Raw genomic sequence first — 18,140 nt, 5'->3', positions numbered from 1 at the left:
ACTTCACTCTAGAGACCTGCTGGCCGGTCATGACCGCCTTGATGAAGCCTGCAGGCGCTGCGCGCCCTTGTCTTCATCAAGGCGATGCGGCCCTTCGAGGGACCGCTTCCCAATGTGCTATGGCAGCGAATTTATCTCGCGGGACATGGATCTGTGGGCTTACCAGCGCAGTGTGATCCTGGACTTCTCCCGCCCAGGCAAACCCACAGACGATGCGTTCATCGAAGCGTTCAACAGCAAGCTGCGCAGCGAATGCCTGAACGCCCACTGGTTCCTGTCGCTGCAAGATGCTTGCGAAAAGCTGGAGGCTTGGCGTAGACACTACAACGAGGATCGACCGCATAGCGCGATTGGGAATATCTCCCCGATCATGCTTGCAAACTCAGTCGGTGAAACCAGCCCACCGAACCTGAGCAAGGCCGTAAACTCCAGACCTGAGCCGTAAACTCCAGACCTGAACGGTCCAAAGGTTGGGTGGCAGAGCAAACCGGGCGCAGGCTCTACTCATAGCCGGTAGAAACCTCGGGCTCAGACCACCTGGCATCCCCAAACTGCCATATTTTTAAGCCTAAGGCTCCAAGAGCAAATTCGGCCTATGCATGCAATGCAGTGTACTATATGCAACATGGGTGTGGCGCGCAAGGCTAATCTTTGCTCCCCACTGATACCAACAGGCGATCACTACCAGCGTTTGGGGAGGGGGATGAAAGGGATTGCGGTCAGGTTCTGGGATTCCCCGACCTTGCTTATGGTCCTCGCAAGCCTTTTCTGGGCGCTGAATCCAATTGTTGGCCGGGCCATTCGCGATGACCTTTCTCCGGTGACGATCGGCTTTTGGAGATGGCTCATCGCCGCAACATGTATCCTGCCGTTTGCATGGCGCCATCTTGGCGCCGATCTTCCTGCCATTCGTCGGTCGTGGCGGTTTCTGGGATTGTTGGGGTTCTTTGGAGTTGGGGTTTTTTCCTTTCTAGTGTACAGCAGTCTCCAGTTTACGACGGCGACCAACAACTTGCTGCTACAATCCACGATGCCGATCATGACACTGATCATGCCAGCAGTGATTTTCCGCGAACGAGTTGCCTCGCTCCAGTTTGTCTGCGCAGGACTGTCGATTCTGGGTGCCGTTTGGATCATTACTGAGGGTGACTTGTTTAACTTGCACCTTGCGTCCCTCAATGCTGGCGATCTCCTGGCGCTAGCGGCAGTCTTTCTCTACGCTGCCTACGCGACCTCCCTGCGCAGGGCGCCCCAGTTGCATCACTTCAGCCTGCTGGTGGTGCTATTTGCAGCGGGCATTGTCTCGCTTTCCGCCCCTTACGGTTTGCAAATGTTGCTTAACGGCACATCCGATCTGCCGCTGACCTCGATAGGTGCGCTGGTATTCATCGGAATTTTTCCTTCACTCGTTTCCTACGCGTTGTTCAATCGCGCGGTTGCCCTGATTGGATCGGTACGAGCTGGCCTCTTCATGAATCTTCCGGCAGTCTTCGGCGTATTGATGGCCGTCCCCCTCTTGGGGGAGAGGTTTGCGCACTATCATTTGGTTGGGTCACTCCTCATCGTGGTGTCACTCCTGCTCTCAAGAAAGGTAAGTAAATGAGTTTTAACGAAGATTCCATGTCGCAGCACGCGATAAACCGCCTCAAAGCTGCACAGGACGAAGCCAGCATTGACGCTGCGAAGTACTGGGGGAGGGCGGCCGAAGCCATCGATTGGTTTGCGTGCGCAGATATGCCATTCGATGATTTCTTGGGATGGTTCTCTGACGGCCAACTGAACACGTGCTACAACTGTCTCGACCGGCACGTCGCCGCAGGTCGTGGCGACTGCACTGCTTTGATTTATGACAGCCCGGTTACCAAGACGATCGCGAGGTACAGCTATTCCGAACTTCTCCAGCAAACGGGTCGCGTCGCAGCAATGCTCAAGAGCCTTGGGGTGGGGCAAGGCGATCGGGTGGTCATCTACATGCCGATGGTCCCGGAAACCGTTTTTGCCATGCTGGCCTGCGCCCGGCTTGGCGCCATTCATTCGGTGGTGTTTGGCGGCTTTGCTCCGCCCGAACTTTCCAAGCGGATCGATGATGCTGCGCCGAAACTTGTCCTGACCGCCTCATGCGGGATCGAAGGCGGGCGGACAATCGCCTACAAACCGCTAGTGGACGAAGCACTAGCGCTCTCTTCCCATCAAGTGCGCCATGTTGTGCTGCTGCAACGCGAACAGGTGACCGCCGCCCTGCGTCCACCGCGCGACATCGACTGGATGGAGCTGCACGCACTAACTGCCGGGGATGAAATTCCCGCTTGCGTATCGGTTGCTGCAACCGATCCGCTCTATATCCTTTACACCTCCGGAACCACCGGCAAGCCAAAGGGCGTGGTGCGCGAAAATGGCGGGCATGCGGTGGCGCTGGCTTGGTCCATGACGAACATTTACGGGATCGAGGCTGGAGACACGTTCTGGGCGGCATCCGATGTTGGCTGGGTGGTCGGCCACAGCTACATTGTCTACGGGCCCTTGCTGGTCGGAGCGGCTACGGTCTTGTTCGAAGGCAAGCCGGTGGGAACTCCCGATCCCGGCACGTTCTGGCGCGTTATCGAACGGCATGGCGTGAAGTCCTTCTTCACGGCACCAACCGCTATACGCGCCATTCGCAAGGAAGATCCTGCAGGGGACTTGCTCAGGCAACTTGGCATCGCTCGATGCCAGGCAATCTTTCTTGCGGGCGAGCGCGCCGATCCCGACACGATCGATTGGCTCGAACAGCACAGTGGCCTACCGGTGATCGACCACTGGTGGCAAACAGAGCTGGGCTGGCCCGCCATTGCCACCTGTATTGGCCTTGGTGATTGGCGCCGTAAGCGCGGAAGCGCTGGATTAGCAGTGCCAGGCTATGATTTTGCGATCCTCGACGATCGCGGACAGCCCGTTGCCGATGGCAACAGCGGCAACGTCGTCATTCGCGCGCCTCTTGCTCCCGGGGCCTTCCGAACCCTCTGGAACAACCAGGCAGGCTACGAGAAAAACTTCGCGACCTATCCCGGCTTCTACGAAACCGGAGACACGGGCCATCGGGATCCGGACGGCTTTCTGCACATCATGGGTCGCACCGACGACATCATCAATGTCGCTGGGCATCGACTTTCGACCGGCCAGATGGAACAGATCGTCGCAAAACAAGAAGGTGTTGCCGAATGCGCGGTGATCGGCGCGAAGCATCCCGTCAAGGGCATGATCCCGGTTGCTTTCGTCTCGCCCCGCGCGGGACACCAGGCCGACCATACCCTTACCGGACGGATCGTTCAGGCCGTGCGATCCGAGCTCGGCGCCGTGGCGGCGATGAAAAAGGTTCATATCGTCCCGCAGCTCCCCAAGACCCGATCGGGCAAAATCCTGCGCAACCTGCTGCGCGAGATCGTCAATCACGCCAGATACGAAATCCCGGCGACGATAGAAGACAGTACGGTTCCAGCAACGATTGCCGAAATCGTCGAGGCCGAGTCCACGACATGACCTTCGAAGGCAGCAGAAAGCCAGCATGAATTTGTACTCACCGTAAACGCCTGCCTGGAAGGGTGTTTCCGGTTATCGCCCTTTGCTTTCCGCACAAAATTCATCAAACCTAAGGAGCTTCTTCACAATGAAAATCGCAGAAGGCTACCCAGACCTCATCAAGAGTAAACTCCCCGCGATTACGCATCACGTTTCAGGCTTCGCCGGCTACCTCCTGCAAGGCGAGCATTCCCAGCTCGTTTTCTCGGACTTTACCGGCGACTTCAATGCACCGGACCACGTCCACGGCCATCATTTGGGGATCGTTTTGGAAGGTGAAGTCGAAATGACAATTGAGGGAGAAACCCGCATCTACGGGCCCGGCGAGTACTACATCGTGGCACCTGGTGCAGTTCACTCAGCAAAGATCGAGAAGGGAACAAAATCAATCGACATTTGGTTCGAGCCGGACCATATCCGGCTGAAGGACTAGGTTGTAGTGACGATTTAACTATTTGATCCATAGCATGATGGATGCGAGTTTGACGAAGCCGAGGAAGTTGGCGGCGAGTTTGTCATAGCGGGTGGCGATGCGCCGCCATTGCTTGAGCTTGGCGAAGAAGCCTTCGATGCCCCAGCGTTGTTTGTAGGCGATGCGGTCATAGCGGTGCTGATATATGCGGTGGCGGCGAGGCGGGATGACCGGCTCGCCACCTTGCTCGTAGATGAGGTCGTGCAGGCGGTCGGCATCATAGGCGCGATCCGCCAGCACCTTGCCTGCCGGGATGCCGCGGATCAGGTCGCATGCGGGGGCCATGTCGTTCTGCTGGCCGGGGCCAAGGATGAAGCGGATCGGCAGGCCAAGGGCATCGACTACGGCGTGGACCTTTGTGCCGAACCCGCCGCGCGAGCGCCCGAGAGCCTGGGCTTGAGCACCCCCCTTTTTACCCGCGCTCCGGCAGCTTGAGCCTGAGCACGGATCACGGTCGCATCAATCGCCAGCCACTCAATGTCGGGATCATCTGACACCGCCTCGAAAATCCGGTCGATCACGCCTTGCTCAACCCAGCGGTAATAACGCCGCTTCGCCGTCTGATAGGGGCCGAACCGCTCCGGCAGATCGCGCCAGCGACCACCGGAACGGGCCAGCCAAAGCAGCGCATTGAGAAACAATCTGCCGTCGCTTCTCGGGCCACGCTTGCCCTTCCGGCCTCCCGGCACAAACTCACGCAATCGCTCCCACTGATCGTCCCGCAATACCTCGCCTTCCACACCAGCCTCCAAAAGCCAGTGTTGAATCACAAATCCTCGCACCCGTGAATCCCTAAAATGTCACTACAGCCTAGCACTACTTTGGCGGAAGTGTGATTTTTGGGATGCCCATGTCGCTGATCGCGTGATTGATGGGGAGCCAGCTTTGACGGAGGCTGGCGATGGACGAGGACTGGCAGGAGGCGGATCTTGAGCGTTGGCTCACGCCTTATCTGGAAGCGCTGGGTAACAAGACGCGCCGTCGGATGTGCCCGGCCTATATCGCTGGCCTGATCGGCCCCGGCGATCGTAAGAGCATCCAACCCATGGCAGCCCGTTCGAATGCGATCCCCTACGATCGGCTTCATCATTTCATCGGGGCTGGCCTATGGGACAGTGCCCCAATGGAAGCGACCTTGTGGAAGCAGGCCGATGAATTGGTTGGTGGTGATGGATCCTGGTTGATCGTCGACGACACCGCCCTGCCTAAGAAGGGTAAGGCTTCGGTTGGCGTCGCGCCGCACTATGCCACGGCGCTGGGCAAGAATGCCAACTGCCAGACGATGGTGTCGGTGACACTGGCCTCGGGCGAAGTTCCACTCATGCTGAGCTTGCGGCTGTCCCTGCCGGAAAGCTGGACAAGCGATGTGGCGCGAATGCAAAAGGCGGGTGCGCCTATGCCTTTGCAGGAATACCGCACTAAGCCAGAGATCGCGATTGAGGAGATTGATCGTGTTATCGCGGCCGGGTTACGCTTCGGCTGCGTCTTGGCAGATGCCGGCTATGGGCTGTTCGCCCCCTTCCGGCAGGCACTGAGTGAGCGCGACCTTCGCTGGGCCGTGGGCATCCCCCGGCACCAGAGAGTCTATCCCGCGGACGTGCAATTGAGCTACCCTAACGCCGGGCGCGGTCGCCGTCGGATGCGGCATGTGCCAGACGTCAAATCCATGGCCGCGCACGCGATGCTCGAAGGCGCGAAGTGGCGAGAGGTCGGCTGGCGCAAGGGCACCAAGTGTCGGCTGACGGCCCGCTTTGCGGTCATGAGCGTGCGCATTGCCGATGGAGCACCCCAGCGGATCGACTCTGCCGGGGCTCAGCACATGCCCGGTGAGGAAGCCTGGCCGGTGGGCGAGCGTCGCTCGAATGGCGAGCGAAAATACTATCTCGCCAATCTGCCCGGAGACACCCCGATCAAAGCTCTCGCCGGAGCGATCAAGGCCCGCTGGGTCTGCGAACAAGCGCATCAGCAACTCAAGGGAGAACTTGGCCTGGACCACCTCGAAGGACGATCCTGGACCGGACTTCACCGCCATGCCTTGATAATGATGGCCTACGCCTTCCTGCAGTCCCGAAGGCTTGCTCTGGCGGGGCGGAAAAAAAAGAGTCCTCGGCCCGCCTCCCCAACCCCACCTTGCCGGCAGTTCGCCGGGCGATCATTGAACGCCTGTCTCGCGCAACCCCGGATCATTGTCCTCATTGCGGATTTAGAGCGGTTTCCACACGATCTGACTCAACGGGGATTCCCATTGCTGCGCTGATGTGATTCACGCTACCTGCTGGTGGCAGGAGGCCAGCTTGGATGGCACGAACGCTTTCACAGGACCTTCGAGACAGAGTTAATGCTGCGATTGATGGGGGCATGAGCTGCCGTGCGGCTGCGATGCATTTTGAGGTCAGCGCATCGAGCGCGATCCGCTGGCGGCAACGGGCACTTGAGCTTGGTCAGGCAGTTGCAAAACCGCGCGGCGGTGACCGGCATTCGGGCAAGATCGAGGCGCATGGCGGCTTCATCCGGGAGTTGATTGCTGAGCAGGGTGACATTACCCTAGTCGAGGTCCAGGCGCGGCTGATGGAGCGCGGCACGTCGGTCGGGATCGGCACGGTGCACCGCTTCTTCCAGCGCCACGGGATCACGCGTAAAAAAAGACCGGGCACGCGATCGAGCAGGACCGTCCCGATGTCCTGAAGCAGAGGCGGCAGTGGTTCAACGGCCAGCTCGATCTGGAACCGGAGCGCCTCGTGTTCATCGACGAGACGTGGACTGCCACAAACATGACCCGCAGCCACGGTCGCTGCGCCAGGGGCGAGCGTCTGCGGATGGGCTTCCCGCATGGTCACCGCAAAACCACCACACTGGTCGCCGGGCTGCGCATGAGCGGAATGGTTGCGCCAATGGTGCTCGATGGTCCGATCAACGGCGACTGGTTCGAGGCCTATGTGCTGCTTCGATCCGCTCACGCGACGCAAGTTCTCATACCCGAGCTTCGACCTGGCGATGCCGTGATCATGGACAATCTGTCGAGCCACAAGCGCGCATCGGTGCGTGAGCGGATCGAAGCAGCCGGCGCAACCCTGCGCTTCCTTCCGCCCTACAGCCCGGACTTCAATCCGATCGAGAAGGCGTTCTCCCGGCTCAAGGCCATGCTCCGAAAGGCGGGTGAGCGAACCGTCAGCGGCCTGTGGGGCCTGATCGGCAAGCTCATCGACATCTTCCAGCCAGACGAATGCGCCAACTACTTCAGCTCGTGCGGATATGAACCGGAATGAACGAAAACCGCTCTAGCCTCACCAAACCTCCCAATCAACTTCTGCCAAAGTAGTGCTAGCATTACAGTTGCACATTAGGCCGTAGACTCATAAACGCGGAGCCACAGACGCATCGACGCCAGTTGCACCATGGCAAGGAAGTTCTCCGCCAACTTGTCGTAGCGGGTCGCGACGCGGCGGAAGTGCTTGAGCTTGGAGAAGAAGCGCTCAATCAGGTTCCGCTGGCGGTACAGCCATGTGCTGAAGTACGGTTTCGATCTCCGGTTGGCCTTGGGTGGGATATTGGCGAACGCCCCCTTTTCTCGGAGAGACGCGCGGATGCTATCGACATCGTAAGCCTTATCCGCCAGTACGATTGTTCCAGCCCCAACATGGTCGAGCAGTTCGTCGGCAGTTTGGCCATCATGGCTTTGCCCAGCGGTCAGGCTCAGCCGGATCGGGAGGCCTTGCCCATCGACAACCGCGTGGATTTTGGTCGTGAGGCCACCTCGGGAACGACCGAGACAATGATCTCGATCCCCCTTTTTGCCGTCGCAGCCTGTTGGTGCGCCCGGACGGAAGTGCTGTCGATCATTTGGATGTCGCCTTCATGCGTAGCGGCGATGGCGTCCATCATCCGATCCCAAACGCCCGCTTTCCGCCATCGCACGAAGCGGTTGTAGCAGGTGGGGGGGGGCTGGGACGCGGATGGGCTGCGCGACATCGTGCGGGATTATGTGGTCGAGTGTAGCGCGACAAACTGGATGAGGATTGAAGCTCGTCATTGTGTCAACGGTAGGCTTTGCATATGGTGCATCGTATTGCATGTATAGCGCGAGTCGACTATGCGGCATTCGTACCAAAAGGCATGGGAGCGATGCGATGAATGGATCGTCGACACTGGTCGATAACGCCGGTGCAAGTCAGTCTCGCCGGGTGTTCTGGGATCAAGATGTCTATCAGCTGGAGCTGGAGCGCATTTTCTCGCGCTGCTGGCTCATGCTGGGGCATGATTCATTAGTTCCCAAACCGGGCGACTTCATTACGACTTACATGGCAGAAGACCGGGTCATCTTGTCGCGGCAGTCTGACGGTTCGCTGAAGGCGTTCATCAATTCCTGCACTCACCGCGGCAACCAGATCTGTCATGCTGACAGCGGCAGCGCCAAGGCATTTGTATGTAATTATCATGGTTGGGTTTTCGGTCAGGATGGTTCGCTCGTCGATGTTCCGATGGAAGAGCGGTGTTATCACAGCGATCTCGACAAATCCAAGCTGGGGCTCGCGCCGATCCGGGTCGAAACTTATAAGGGCTTCATCTTCGGCTGCCATGATCCCGAAGCGCCCTCGCTTGAGGACTATCTGGGGGACTTCTGCTGGTACCTCGATACGATTTGGGGTGGCCCGGAAGGTGGGATGGAACTGCTCGGGCCACCTCTTAAGAGCACACTGGCTTGCAACTGGAAGGTTCCCACCGAAAACTTCGTCGGTGACGGCTATCACGTGGGATGGACCCATGCCGCCGCTCTGCAGATGATCGGGGGGGAGTTGGCTGGCCTGTCAGGAAATCGCGCAGACATGCCGTTCGACGACCTTGGCCTGCAATTCACTATGCGGCATGGCCACGGGTTTGGCGTAATCGATAATGCGGCGACTGCGATCCACGTCAAGCGCGACGGCTACGTCAACTATCTCGAGGAGACGCGGGGCGAAATTCGTGAGAAATTCGGGCCTGAGCGTGAACGGCTCTATGTCGGTCACTGGAATGCGTCCATTTTTCCCAACTGTTCGTTCCTCTATGGAACCAACACCTTCAAGATCTGGCATCCACGCGGGCCGCATGAAATCGAGGTCTGGACCTATACCATGGTGCCGAAGAACGCCGACACCGAAACGAAGCGGTCGATCCAGCGCGAAGCGATTCGCTCGTTTGGCACTGCTGGGACACTGGAAAGCGACGATGGCGAAAACATGTCCTCGGCAACCTACAGCAACAACGGTATCATCACCCGCAAGGGGCGGATGAATTCGAGCATGGGCAAGGACCGCGAAGGGCCGCACCCCGTCTATCCAGGAATTGTCGGGGTCAGCTTCATCGGCGAAACCTCGTATCGGGGCTTTTATCGTTTCTGGCAAGAAATGCTCGATGCGCCGGATTGGGCCGCTATCCGGGCCAATGACGATACCTGGGATGCAATGTGGACCAACCGTAATTTCTGGCCTGATCGTCTGTCGGCGAAGCAAGCCGAGCCGCAAGACTAATCCCGACAGCAATCTGGACCGCAAGATGACCGAAACACGCAAGCCCGTAGGCATGGAACTGCATCATGCCATCGTCAGTCACTATTCCGCCGAGGTGCGGATGTTGCAAAACCAGCAATATCGCAAATGGTTCGATACTGTAATCGCCGAAGATATCCATTACTGGATGCCAGTTTACGAACAGCGGTTCTCACGTGACCGACGCCCGGATCCAACGCCGGGGGATGCCGCAATCTACAACGATGACTATGCCGAGCTGCAGCAGCGGGTCGACCGGTTGCTGACGGGTCAGGTATGGATGGAAGACCCGCCGTCACGGATCCGCTATTTCGTCACCAATGTCGAAGCATTCGAAATTGCACCGGATGAATTCGAGGTTTTTTCCAATGTTCTGGTGCACCGCAATCGCCGACAGAGCGAAGTTTACGTGCACACGTTGGGACGCGAAGACAAGCTGCGGAAAACTGACAGCGGCTTCAAGGTATTCAGCAGGAAGCTGAATATCGACGCGCGCGTCGTGCAAGACAAGAATCTCTATTTCTTCGTATAAACAAATTCGATCAACTGGAAATCGGAAACGGGAGAGCAAAAATGGAAGCATACGCGGCAATAATCGAGCGACAGGGCGGCGAATTCGTTCTGGATAACGTCTCTATCGAGGATCCGCGCGACGGCGAAGTGCTGGTCAAGGTTGCCGCAGCTGGCATGTGTCATACCGACCTGACAGTTCGCGATCAATATTACCCGACGCCGCTGCCGGCGGTGCTGGGCCATGAAGGTTCGGGCGTTGTCGAAAAGGTCGGACGCGGCGTGACCACTGTCAAGCCAGGTGACAAGGTCGTGCTCTCCTTCAGCTATTGCGGCACCTGTCCGTCGTGCCTCAAGGGGCATCAGGCCTATTGTCCGAGCCTGTTCCCGCTCAATTTCATGGGCCGCCGCCTGGATGGTTCGACGCCGATTACCCGCAAGGGCCAAGAGGTCAACGCCTGCTTCTTCGGGCAATCCTCGTTCGCGACCTATTCGATCGCGTCGGAAAACAACTGCGTCAAGGTTGCCGACGACGCACAGATCGAACTTTTGGGCCCACTGGGCTGCGGCATCCAGACCGGGGCGGGCAGCATCCTCAATGCGCTTTGTCCCGAACCTGGCTCCTCGATCGCGATCTTCGGGGTCGGGTCGGTCGGCCTCAGCGCAGTGATGGCCGCCAAGGCCTCGGGCTGCCTCAAGATCATCGCGGTTGACCGCAACGCAGGCCGCTTGGAACTGGCGCGTGAACTGGGCGCCACCGCTGTGATCGACGCCAACACAGTCAACGCTCAGGAAACGATCATCGCGATGACCGGTGGCGGCACCGATTATGCCATGGATACCACCGCCATTCCAGCGGTGCTGCGCTCGGCGGTGGACAGCACGCACAACATGGGTGAAACCGCAGTGGTCGGCGGAGCGAAGCTGGGCACCGAATTTTCGCTGGACATGAACAACATGCTGTTTGGCCGCAAATTGCGCGGCGTAGTCGAAGGATCGAGTACCCCGCAGGTCTTCATCCCGCAACTGATTGCGATGCAGAAGGCCGGGTTGTTCCCGTTCGAGAAGCTCTGTACATTCTATGATCTCGACCAGATCAACCAGGCTGTCGAGGATACCGAAAAGACCGGAAAGGCGATCAAGGCCATTCTCAAGATGTAGATCGCTTCTGGGGCGGCGATCCAATCGGGTTGAGCCGTCTTGGACCTGCACTGAGCCTCGGGAACCGGACTGTGTCAGCGCATCGCCTTTCCGGGTGCCGATTGCGAGAAAGGCATCGGGCAGCCGGCGCTGGCGCCTTCATGAACGGCGATGCAAGCTGAAATTCTGATCCAAATCGAGATGAGGAGTACCCCAAATGGAATATGATCGTAAGGACGCTAAAGCTTGGGCTACGAAGACGATAAGGGGCTTCTACCAGTGCCCGGTCACCCCAATGACTGCAGACTACAAGTTGGATGTAGAAGGCATCCGCAACAACATTGATAAATATGTCGAAATGGGCGTAGATGGCTTGGCTGTCGGTGGGTTCATCGCCGAATGCTGGAATATCTCCCCGTCAGACTGGTTTCGCTATCACGAGATTGTCGCTGAGGCGAATGCTGGGCGGCTCGATCTGTGGACCATCGTGCTCGATCCAAGCGTCTATACCGCGATTGAGAAAATGGATTTCGTCAAGAAACTCGGGTTTAGCGGGGCTGAGGTGATCAACCCTGTTGTACAGCTCAAGCGCGACGACGAAATTTATTCCTGGTTCAAGTTCCTGACCGACCACACTGATCTGGCCGTCTGCCTCTACCGGACCCCGGTCTCGGGCACCGTGCTGAGCTGGGACTTGATGCGCCGTTTGGCCGATATCGATACCGTGATCGGCGTCAAACAAGGCGCCATGAACCGTGCCGAAACCATCAAGATCCGCCAACTGATGCCCGAAGGCTTCAACACGATGGAGCCATTCGAATACTTCTTCCTCGACGATCTGCGTCTTGGCGGCACGGTTTGCTGGGGTGAATTATCGTACATTCTGTACGGTAAGAAGCGCCATTTCGCCAAGGAATACATCCGCTTGGCGCATGAAGGGAAATGGGAGGAAGCGCGTGCCGTTTCCGGTCAGCTCAGCGATGTCCGCGAATTCTATCACGACAACTTCCTGTGGGATATTGCCCGCACCGCGACCTATGCCAGCGCACTCGCCAACGTGAAGGCTTGGTACGAGGCGATCGGCCTCAAGGCTGGTCCGATACTCCCTCCGGTGGCCGATGTGACTCCGCAAAAGAAGGATGAAATCCGGGCCAAGCTCGTCGAATTGGGTATCGCTTGAGCTAAGTGCAACGGGAGTCGTGGATATGTCCAAGCAATTGCATTTCTGCTTCCATGGCGCCGGCGGACTGGGCTCGGTCATCGGCGGCTTCTTGGCGCGCGGCGGGCACAAGGTCACGATGATCGCGCGCAAGCCGCATGTCGAGGCTATCCATCGGGATGGCCTGAGTATTTGGGGCGTGCGGGCGCAATTCGTCCAGCGCGAAAACCTCTTCGCGGTCGAAACGCCCGAGGAGGTTGAAGGCGACATCGACTATTACATCCTGCTGACCAAGGCCAAGGGTACCGATCAGGCGCTGGCCGATGCGCAGGTGTTGGTCGATCGCACCGCTTGCGCGCTGACCTTGCAAAACGGCGTGGGCAAGGAAGGCAAACTCCAGGCCGCGTTCGGCAAGGACAAGGTGATCGGAGGTTCGATCATGGATGGGGCGACCCTGCTGGAACCAGGCCGGGCGCTCAATCACATGGCGGTTCCGGTCACCGCTTATTTCGGAGAGCTCGAGGGCGGGGAAAGCGACCGCACGCGGATCATGGCCGAAGCGCTCGACCAGGCGGGAATGGGTTCACGCTCGACCCCCGACATAGTCCATGTCCATTGGGAAAAGATCGTTCAGGTCGGCAGCGCGTCGTCTTGGAGCGTCAGCACCCTGGGAGCCATACCGAAGCTCGATTTCGTGGATGGCGTGGCGGTGCGTGAAGGTGCTGAACACTACGTTCACGTCGTCAAGGATCTGTTGGCAATCTACAAGGCGCTTGGCTACGAACCGCAGAACTATTTCGCGCCGGTATCCAGGTTGGTCGAGATTGACCGTGAAGGCTTTGAAGAGGCAGTGGCCGGTGTCATGGCGATGGGCACCAGGTTCAAGCCGGAAAACCGTCCCGTCCGCACCTCGATGCATGACGATCTGGTGGCGGGCCGACGGATGGAAGTTGACGAAGTCCTGGGGCCGCTCGCGGCCGCAGCTGAGCAGCTGCAGGTTTCTGCGCCAGCCTTTCTCAGCGCCTATCGGGTGCTCAAGACTTTGAACAGCTATCTGTGATGAGAGCTTGACCATGAAGCGTTATTCCATCGCCAGCATTCCGGGAGATGGAATTGGCCGCGAAGTGGTGCCGGCCGCGATTGACGTTCTGACGACCGCGGCCGAAAGGTGCGGCTTCGCGGTCGATTTCCGGCACTTCGACTGGAGCTGCCAGACCTACCTCGAAACCGGCAAGATGATGCCCGATGATGGGCTAGACCGATTGCGTGATCATGATGCGGTGTTCCTCGGCGCGGTCGGCTATCCGGGAGTGCCTGATCATATATCGCTGTGGGGGTTACTGCTGCCGATCCGGCGCGAGTTCGAGCAGTACGTCAACCTGCGTCCGGTGCGGCTGCTACCGGGCATCGCTTCGCCCTTGCGCGACAAGGCTCCAGGCGACATCAATTTCTGGGTGGTGCGCGAAAACTCGGAAGGCGAATATTCGCAGGTCGGCGGCCGGACCGGGACCGGCGAGGATGAAATCGTCCTCCAGCAGGCAATCTTCACCCGCCGCGGCACCGACCGGATCCTGCGCTATGCCTTCGATTTCGCGCGCCGGCTCGGCCGCAAGCACGTCACCTCCGCCACCAAGTCGAATGGTCTCTATCATTCGATGCCGTTCTGGGACGAACGCTTTGCCGCAATTGGCACCGAATATCCCGATGTCGCGACCGACCAGTATCATGTCGATATTCTCGCCGCGCGCTTCGTTATGTCGCCAGAACGTTTCGATGTGGTGGTTGGTTCGAACTTGTTTGGTGATATTCTTTCCGATCTGGGGCCGGGGATCACTGGCACCATCGCTGTGGCGCCTTCTGCTAACCTCAACCCCGAACGGCGGTTCCCTTCGATGTTCGAGCCGGTCCACGGGTCTGCTCCTGACATCGCCGGGCAGGGCATCGCCAATCCGATCGGCCAGATTTGGTCGGGTGCAATGATGCTGGAACATCTCGGCGAAGCCGAGCCCGCCGCGCTGGTGATGCGCGCGCTCGCAATTGCGCTCACTGATCCCGATATCGCCAAGCCTCCCGATCTTGGCGGCAATGGGACAACAGCCGGACTTGCAGAGGCAATCCGCACCATTTTGCTAGGCCTATAGCAGGAAAGCTGGGGATCCCAGACTGACGAAAGGAAACAGAGTGATGGCTGCTTATTTCATCGGATCGATCAAGTCGCACGACGAAGCCTGGGTGGCAGGCTATATGGACGCGGTTCCGGCGCTGATCGGTCGGCACGGCGGGGAAATGGCCTGCCGCTCGCATCAATTCGTCCGTTACGAGGGCGAAGGAGCCGAGCCGGACTATGTTGTCGTGATCAGGTTTCCCTCGATGGAAGCGATCGATGCCTTCATGAACGATCCAGACTATGCGCCGCACAGGGATGCGCGGATCGCCTACACCACGTCGGATATCTACGCGATCGCATGAGGAGGCCGCGATGAAGGTTCTGCGCATTTTCCTGGTCGCCGTGGGGGTCTGGTATCTCTGCAATCTCCTGCTGCTCTGGCCTCCGGTCTACGGCGGGGCGCTGCCGTTGATCTACCCTGGGATCGTGCTGGGGCAGGGGACGCCGTCTTTCGGACTACTGCTCGATGCCTGGTTAATCGTTGGCCTACAACTGGCGGCAATCGGCCTTGTGGCGTTGTGGGGTGCCCGCGATCCGTTGCGCTACCGGGCGCTGGTTCCGGTGATAGTGCTGACCGAACTCGTCGGCTCCGCCTGGGATATCTATAGCATTGTCTGGAGCGGGGAGGCTTTGTGGGTCGGGTTGACGACCTTGGCAGCTCACGCAGTGATTGTCGCGGGCGCTTGGTTTGCCGTAAGCGCGGTTGAGCGGGAAACCGCCGGATCGGTAAAGGCGTAGTCTATGGGCCCGCAACCGAGCGATAACATCGTCTGCGGCAGGGCAAGGCAGCCCTGTCTGTCGGGCGAACCGAGGAATCGCGCCGGTGAGGTGAACGAGTTCCGACGGTCTGCCCGCTTCGATCGCGCTGCAGCGAACTGGTGCCGTCGGGTCGAAAGCGGCTGACGTGCTCCCCTGAAATGTGACCAATTTTCGGTAGAGTCCGACGCGAAGGAGTCGGACAAAAATGAGGCGCAGCAGGTTCAACGAAGAGCAGATCATTGCGATCTTGAAGGAGCAGGAGGCGGGGATGGCGACGGCGGACGTGTGCCGCCGCCATGGGATCAGCTCAGCCACGTTCTACAAGTGGAAGTCGAAGTTCGGTGGGCTGGAGATTTCCGAGGCGCGGCGCCTGCGGACGCTCTAGGACGAAAACGCCAGGCTCAAGAAGCTGCTGGCGGATTCGATGCTCGACAATGCCATGCTCAAGGAGATCAGCGCAAAAATGTATGACCCGCCCTGTCCATGCAAGGGTCGTTTGGTGTTGACGGTGCCAGTCTGCACAAATGTATCCGGCCTCTCGCGAGTGGACCGCTGTTGCGGCCAGGCCTTGATGAGATCCGCGCGTACCGTTCTCGGATAAATGCTCCGGGCTGTTGGCCCGTTTTTTTGACTGAGCTTACGATACGCTGGTCAACTGTTTCGTCATCACGCTCACGAACCTCGCAGTCTGTAGCGCGTTGGATCAGCCGAAGGCTGGATCCCTCCGCTCGTAACTGGCACCCGGCTTGGTCAGCACGACCCACAGGATGCGGGCGATCTTGGCAGCCAATGCGACAGTGACCTTGTTCTTGTGCATACGGCTCTCCAGGCCATCAAGCCACGGACCCAGGCGGTCCCTGCTTCGGTCAAGATGCGTCACGCAGGATCGGGCTCCGTGGATGATCATGCGCCGGAGGTACTCGTTGCCGCGCTTGCTGATCCCGAGCAGCCTCGTTTTGCCGCCGGTCGAGTACTCCCGAGAGACGAGGCCGAGCCATGCAGCCAAGTCACGAGCTTTACGGAACTGACGACCATTGCCTGCTGAAGCAAGCAAGGCCGTGGAGGCCAAAGGGCCGACGCCTGGCACAGTCATCAATCGACGCGCCGTGTCGCTGCGTGCGGCTATTGCTTCGATCTCGCGGTTCATTGCCGCAATGCGCTGTTCGAGATCACCCAGTTCACCGAACACCTCATTCAGCAAATGGCGCATGGCAGGGCTGAGTTCATTGCCTTCGTCGGCCAGGACACGTGGCATGTCTGCCTTGAATTTGCCCGCACCTTGGTGGATCGCGATGCCATATTCCAGGCAGAAGGCGCGCATCTGCTGATCAGTCGAGTACGATGGGCGATCATCCGGTCGCGGACGCGATGGAGCGCCTGCAGGTCGATTTGTTCGGGCGTTCTGATCTCAACGAAGCGCATCGTAGGCCTCGTCACGGCTTCCGCGATGGCCTCCGCGTCGATGATGTCGTTCTTGTTCGACTTCACGAAGGGCTTCACAAACTGTGCCGGCACTATCCGCACCGTATGCCCCATCGCCTGGAGCTTGCGCGCCAGCCACTGCGAGCCGGGACACGCTTCCATCCCGACCAGCACCGGCGAAGCGCGTTCAAAGAACTGCAGCAACGTCTCTCGTCTGAACGTCGCTTTCTGGATCGGCGAGCGCTCGGCATCGAGACCGACGACGTGAAAGACCGTCTTGCCGATGTCGATGCCGAACACGGCCGCATCTCTTGGCTTGTTACGTATACTCATTGCGTCCTCCTTCTTGATCACCCCACTTTGAGTGGAAGGACAGGGCGGGTCATCCCATTAGGTTTCGTGGACAAAGGGTATCCAGAGTTTGACTGACACGAGCGCTACGAAGCCGAGGTATGATTCTTTGGTTTTATCGTAGCGGGTCGCGATGCGCCGCCAGTTCTTGAGTTTGTTGAACAGGCGTTCGATCAGGTTGCGCCATTTGTATTTCGCGCGGTCGTGCGGGGCGGGATTGCGCCGGTTGACCTTGGCAGGGATCACCGCCTCGACACCCGCCGCCTCGATCTCTTCGCGGATCGCATCGGCATCGTAGCCCCGGTCGGCCAGGAAGGCCTTGATCCGGTCGGTTATCATACGGAACAGTGGGGCGAAGCCCTGCACATCGTGCGCCTGTCCGGGTGTCAGCACGAAGCCGAGGGGGAGGCCCCTGGCATCGCACCTTGCGTGGAGCTTCGTCGTGAAGCCGCCTCGCGATCGGCCAAGCGCCTCGGTTTGCTGAGTCCCCTTTTTATGCCGACGGCACAATGATGTGCCCGGACCACCGTGCTGTCGATCATGTCGGCGGCCGCGTCGCGCCCCGCCAGTTCGGCCAGCGTCTCGAGCATGGCATCGAACACGCCGGTCGTGACCCATCGTCGATAGCGCCGGAACACGCTGTTCCACTTGCCATACTCGTCCGGCAGGTGCCGCCATTGCGCGCCGGTCCGCGCAATCCACATCATGCCCTCGAAATAAGGGCGATTATCCTGCGCCGGGCGGCATCCACGACCGTGCTCAGGCGGCAGCAGCGGCCCGATCACTTCCCATTCTTCGTCCGTAACGCCGATCCGCTCGCCCAAGGCTGCCTCCAAAAGCCAGCCTTGAATCAGCGACCGAGTCCCCAGTCAAGCTTTGTCCACGAAACCTAATGGTGACGCCCGGCGCTAGAGCGGTTTTCGTTCATTCCGGTTCATATCCGCACGAGCTGAAGTAGGCTCAGGACCCATTAAATCGCTTGCGCTGGCGATGACGAATTGATTCAATAGCGGCACTGAGGAGGTGCTGCGAGTGTCTGAGCTTTGGTTGTTGAGTGAGGCGCAGATGCGCCGGATTGAG

Annotated in this window: 17 protein-coding genes and 4 pseudogenes; 15 read left to right on the top strand and 6 right to left on the bottom strand. The window is 59.0% G+C overall.

What is annotated here, in order from left to right; genetic code table 11:
• The 4 genes from NZK81_RS20820 to NZK81_RS20805 form a co-directional block, all read left to right on the top strand.
• Nucleotides 1-445: integrase core domain-containing protein (locus tag NZK81_RS20820; protein WP_260047907.1), on the top strand; the 445-nt coding region annotated here is incomplete at its 5' end.
• 258 nt (nt 446-703) lie between these two features.
• Nucleotides 704-1,603 (top strand): DMT family transporter, encoded by a 900-nt coding sequence (locus tag NZK81_RS20815; protein ID WP_188823905.1) that lies wholly within the window; start codon nt 704-706, stop codon nt 1,601-1,603.
• A 17-nt stretch (nt 1,604-1,620) separates the two neighbouring features.
• Nucleotides 1,621-3,516: an AMP-binding protein gene (locus tag NZK81_RS20810; RefSeq protein ID WP_188823910.1), complete on the top strand. Its 1,896-nt coding sequence runs from the start codon at nt 1,621-1,623 to the stop codon at nt 3,514-3,516.
• Between the two features lie 127 nt (nt 3,517-3,643).
• Nucleotides 3,644-3,988 carry a cupin domain-containing protein gene (locus NZK81_RS20805; RefSeq protein ID WP_188823908.1) on the top strand — a complete coding sequence of 115 codons (345 nt, stop codon included), beginning with the start codon at nt 3,644-3,646 and terminating at the stop codon, nt 3,986-3,988.
• An 18-nt stretch (nt 3,989-4,006) separates the two neighbouring features.
• On the opposite strand, the gene NZK81_RS20800 is transcribed toward NZK81_RS20805, so the two are convergent.
• Nucleotides 4,007-4,767 (bottom strand): IS5 family transposase gene (locus NZK81_RS20800; protein WP_260047906.1). Its coding sequence is split into 2 segments (ribosomal slippage): nt 4,007-4,443 and nt 4,443-4,767, totalling 762 coding nucleotides; the frame shifts between segments, so codons are not numbered across the junction.
• A 161-nt stretch (nt 4,768-4,928) separates the two neighbouring features.
• On the opposite strand from NZK81_RS20800, the gene NZK81_RS20795 reads away from it, so the two are divergent.
• Nucleotides 4,929-6,284, top strand: a complete 1,356-nt coding sequence (locus tag NZK81_RS20795; protein ID WP_229710692.1) for an IS701 family transposase — start codon at nt 4,929-4,931, stop codon at nt 6,282-6,284.
• 41 nt (nt 6,285-6,325) lie between these two features.
• A protein-coding gene (locus tag NZK81_RS20790; protein WP_188823717.1) for an IS630 family transposase occupies nt 6,326-7,293 on the top strand; the annotation gives its coding sequence in 2 pieces (ribosomal slippage) (nt 6,326-6,665 and nt 6,665-7,293; 969 coding nt in all).
• A gap of 74 nt (nt 7,294-7,367) precedes the next feature.
• Here the strand turns inward: NZK81_RS20790 and NZK81_RS20785 are convergent.
• Nucleotides 7,368-7,969, bottom strand: a pseudogene (locus NZK81_RS20785) (IS5 family transposase); the annotation flags it as partial.
• Nucleotides 7,970-8,154: 185 nt separating this feature from the next.
• On the opposite strand from NZK81_RS20785, the gene NZK81_RS20780 reads away from it, so the two are divergent.
• From NZK81_RS20780 to NZK81_RS20745, 8 genes are all read left to right on the top strand, one after another.
• Nucleotides 8,155-9,534, top strand: coding sequence for an aromatic ring-hydroxylating oxygenase subunit alpha (locus NZK81_RS20780; protein ID WP_188823715.1), 1,380 nt, complete (start codon nt 8,155-8,157; stop codon nt 9,532-9,534).
• Nucleotides 9,535-9,559: 25 nt separating this feature from the next.
• Nucleotides 9,560-10,084 carry an aromatic-ring-hydroxylating dioxygenase subunit beta gene (locus NZK81_RS20775; protein WP_188823712.1) on the top strand — a complete coding sequence of 175 codons (525 nt, stop codon included), beginning with the start codon at nt 9,560-9,562 and terminating at the stop codon, nt 10,082-10,084.
• Between the two features lie 41 nt (nt 10,085-10,125).
• Nucleotides 10,126-11,223: an NAD(P)-dependent alcohol dehydrogenase gene (locus NZK81_RS20770; protein ID WP_188823710.1), complete on the top strand. Its 1,098-nt coding sequence runs from the start codon at nt 10,126-10,128 to the stop codon at nt 11,221-11,223.
• 196 nt (nt 11,224-11,419) lie between these two features.
• On the top strand, nt 11,420-12,382 hold the full coding sequence (locus tag NZK81_RS20765; protein WP_188823708.1) for a dihydrodipicolinate synthase family protein: 963 nt from the start codon (nt 11,420-11,422) through the stop codon (nt 12,380-12,382).
• A gap of 25 nt (nt 12,383-12,407) precedes the next feature.
• Nucleotides 12,408-13,421 carry a ketopantoate reductase family protein gene (locus tag NZK81_RS20760; protein ID WP_188823706.1) on the top strand — a complete coding sequence of 338 codons (1,014 nt, stop codon included), beginning with the start codon at nt 12,408-12,410 and terminating at the stop codon, nt 13,419-13,421.
• Nucleotides 13,422-13,434: 13 nt separating this feature from the next.
• Complete coding sequence (locus NZK81_RS20755; RefSeq protein WP_188823704.1) at nt 13,435-14,502, top strand: tartrate dehydrogenase; 1,068 nt, start codon at nt 13,435-13,437, stop codon at nt 14,500-14,502.
• A 43-nt stretch (nt 14,503-14,545) separates the two neighbouring features.
• Nucleotides 14,546-14,830: a DUF1330 domain-containing protein gene (locus tag NZK81_RS20750; protein ID WP_188823702.1), complete on the top strand. Its 285-nt coding sequence runs from the start codon at nt 14,546-14,548 to the stop codon at nt 14,828-14,830.
• A gap of 10 nt (nt 14,831-14,840) precedes the next feature.
• A complete protein-coding gene (locus NZK81_RS20745; protein WP_188823700.1) occupies nt 14,841-15,266 on the top strand; it encodes a BphX family protein in 426 nt (141 codons plus the stop codon).
• Between the two features lie 60 nt (nt 15,267-15,326).
• Here the strand turns inward: NZK81_RS20745 and NZK81_RS21760 are convergent.
• A pseudogene (locus tag NZK81_RS21760) lies at nt 15,327-15,527 on the bottom strand (hypothetical protein); the annotation flags it as partial.
• On the opposite strand from NZK81_RS21760, the pseudogene NZK81_RS20740 reads away from it, so the two are divergent.
• Nucleotides 15,493-15,750: pseudogene (locus NZK81_RS20740) on the top strand (transposase); the annotation flags it as partial. The pseudogenes NZK81_RS21760 and NZK81_RS20740 overlap by 35 nt on opposite strands.
• Nucleotides 15,751-15,990: 240 nt before the next feature.
• On the opposite strand, the gene NZK81_RS20735 reads toward NZK81_RS20740, so the two are convergent.
• The 3 genes and pseudogenes from NZK81_RS20735 to NZK81_RS20725 all read right to left on the bottom strand — a co-directional run bounded on the left by NZK81_RS20735 (nt 15,991) and on the right by NZK81_RS20725 (nt 17,845).
• The gene (locus tag NZK81_RS20735; RefSeq protein ID WP_260047909.1) at nt 15,991-16,575 is read right to left on the bottom strand and encodes an IS110 family RNA-guided transposase; all 585 of its coding nucleotides are present in this window, start codon (nt 16,573-16,575) and stop codon (nt 15,991-15,993) included.
• Complete coding sequence (locus NZK81_RS20730) at nt 16,482-17,042, bottom strand: IS110 family RNA-guided transposase (RefSeq protein WP_260047905.1); 561 nt, start codon at nt 17,040-17,042, stop codon at nt 16,482-16,484. The genes NZK81_RS20735 and NZK81_RS20730 overlap by 94 nt, the downstream gene beginning before the upstream one ends.
• Nucleotides 17,043-17,099: 57 nt before the next feature.
• Nucleotides 17,100-17,845 (bottom strand): annotated as a pseudogene (locus tag NZK81_RS20725) (IS5 family transposase).
• Between the last annotated feature and the right edge of the window lie 295 nt (nt 17,846-18,140).

Source organism: Novosphingobium mangrovisedimenti (genome assembly GCF_025153475.1).
Classification (GTDB): Bacteria; Pseudomonadota; Alphaproteobacteria; order Sphingomonadales; family Sphingomonadaceae; genus Novosphingobium; species Novosphingobium mangrovi_A.
Note: the sequence above shows the minus strand (reverse complement) of the source record. Positions and strands in the feature narration are given on the sequence as shown.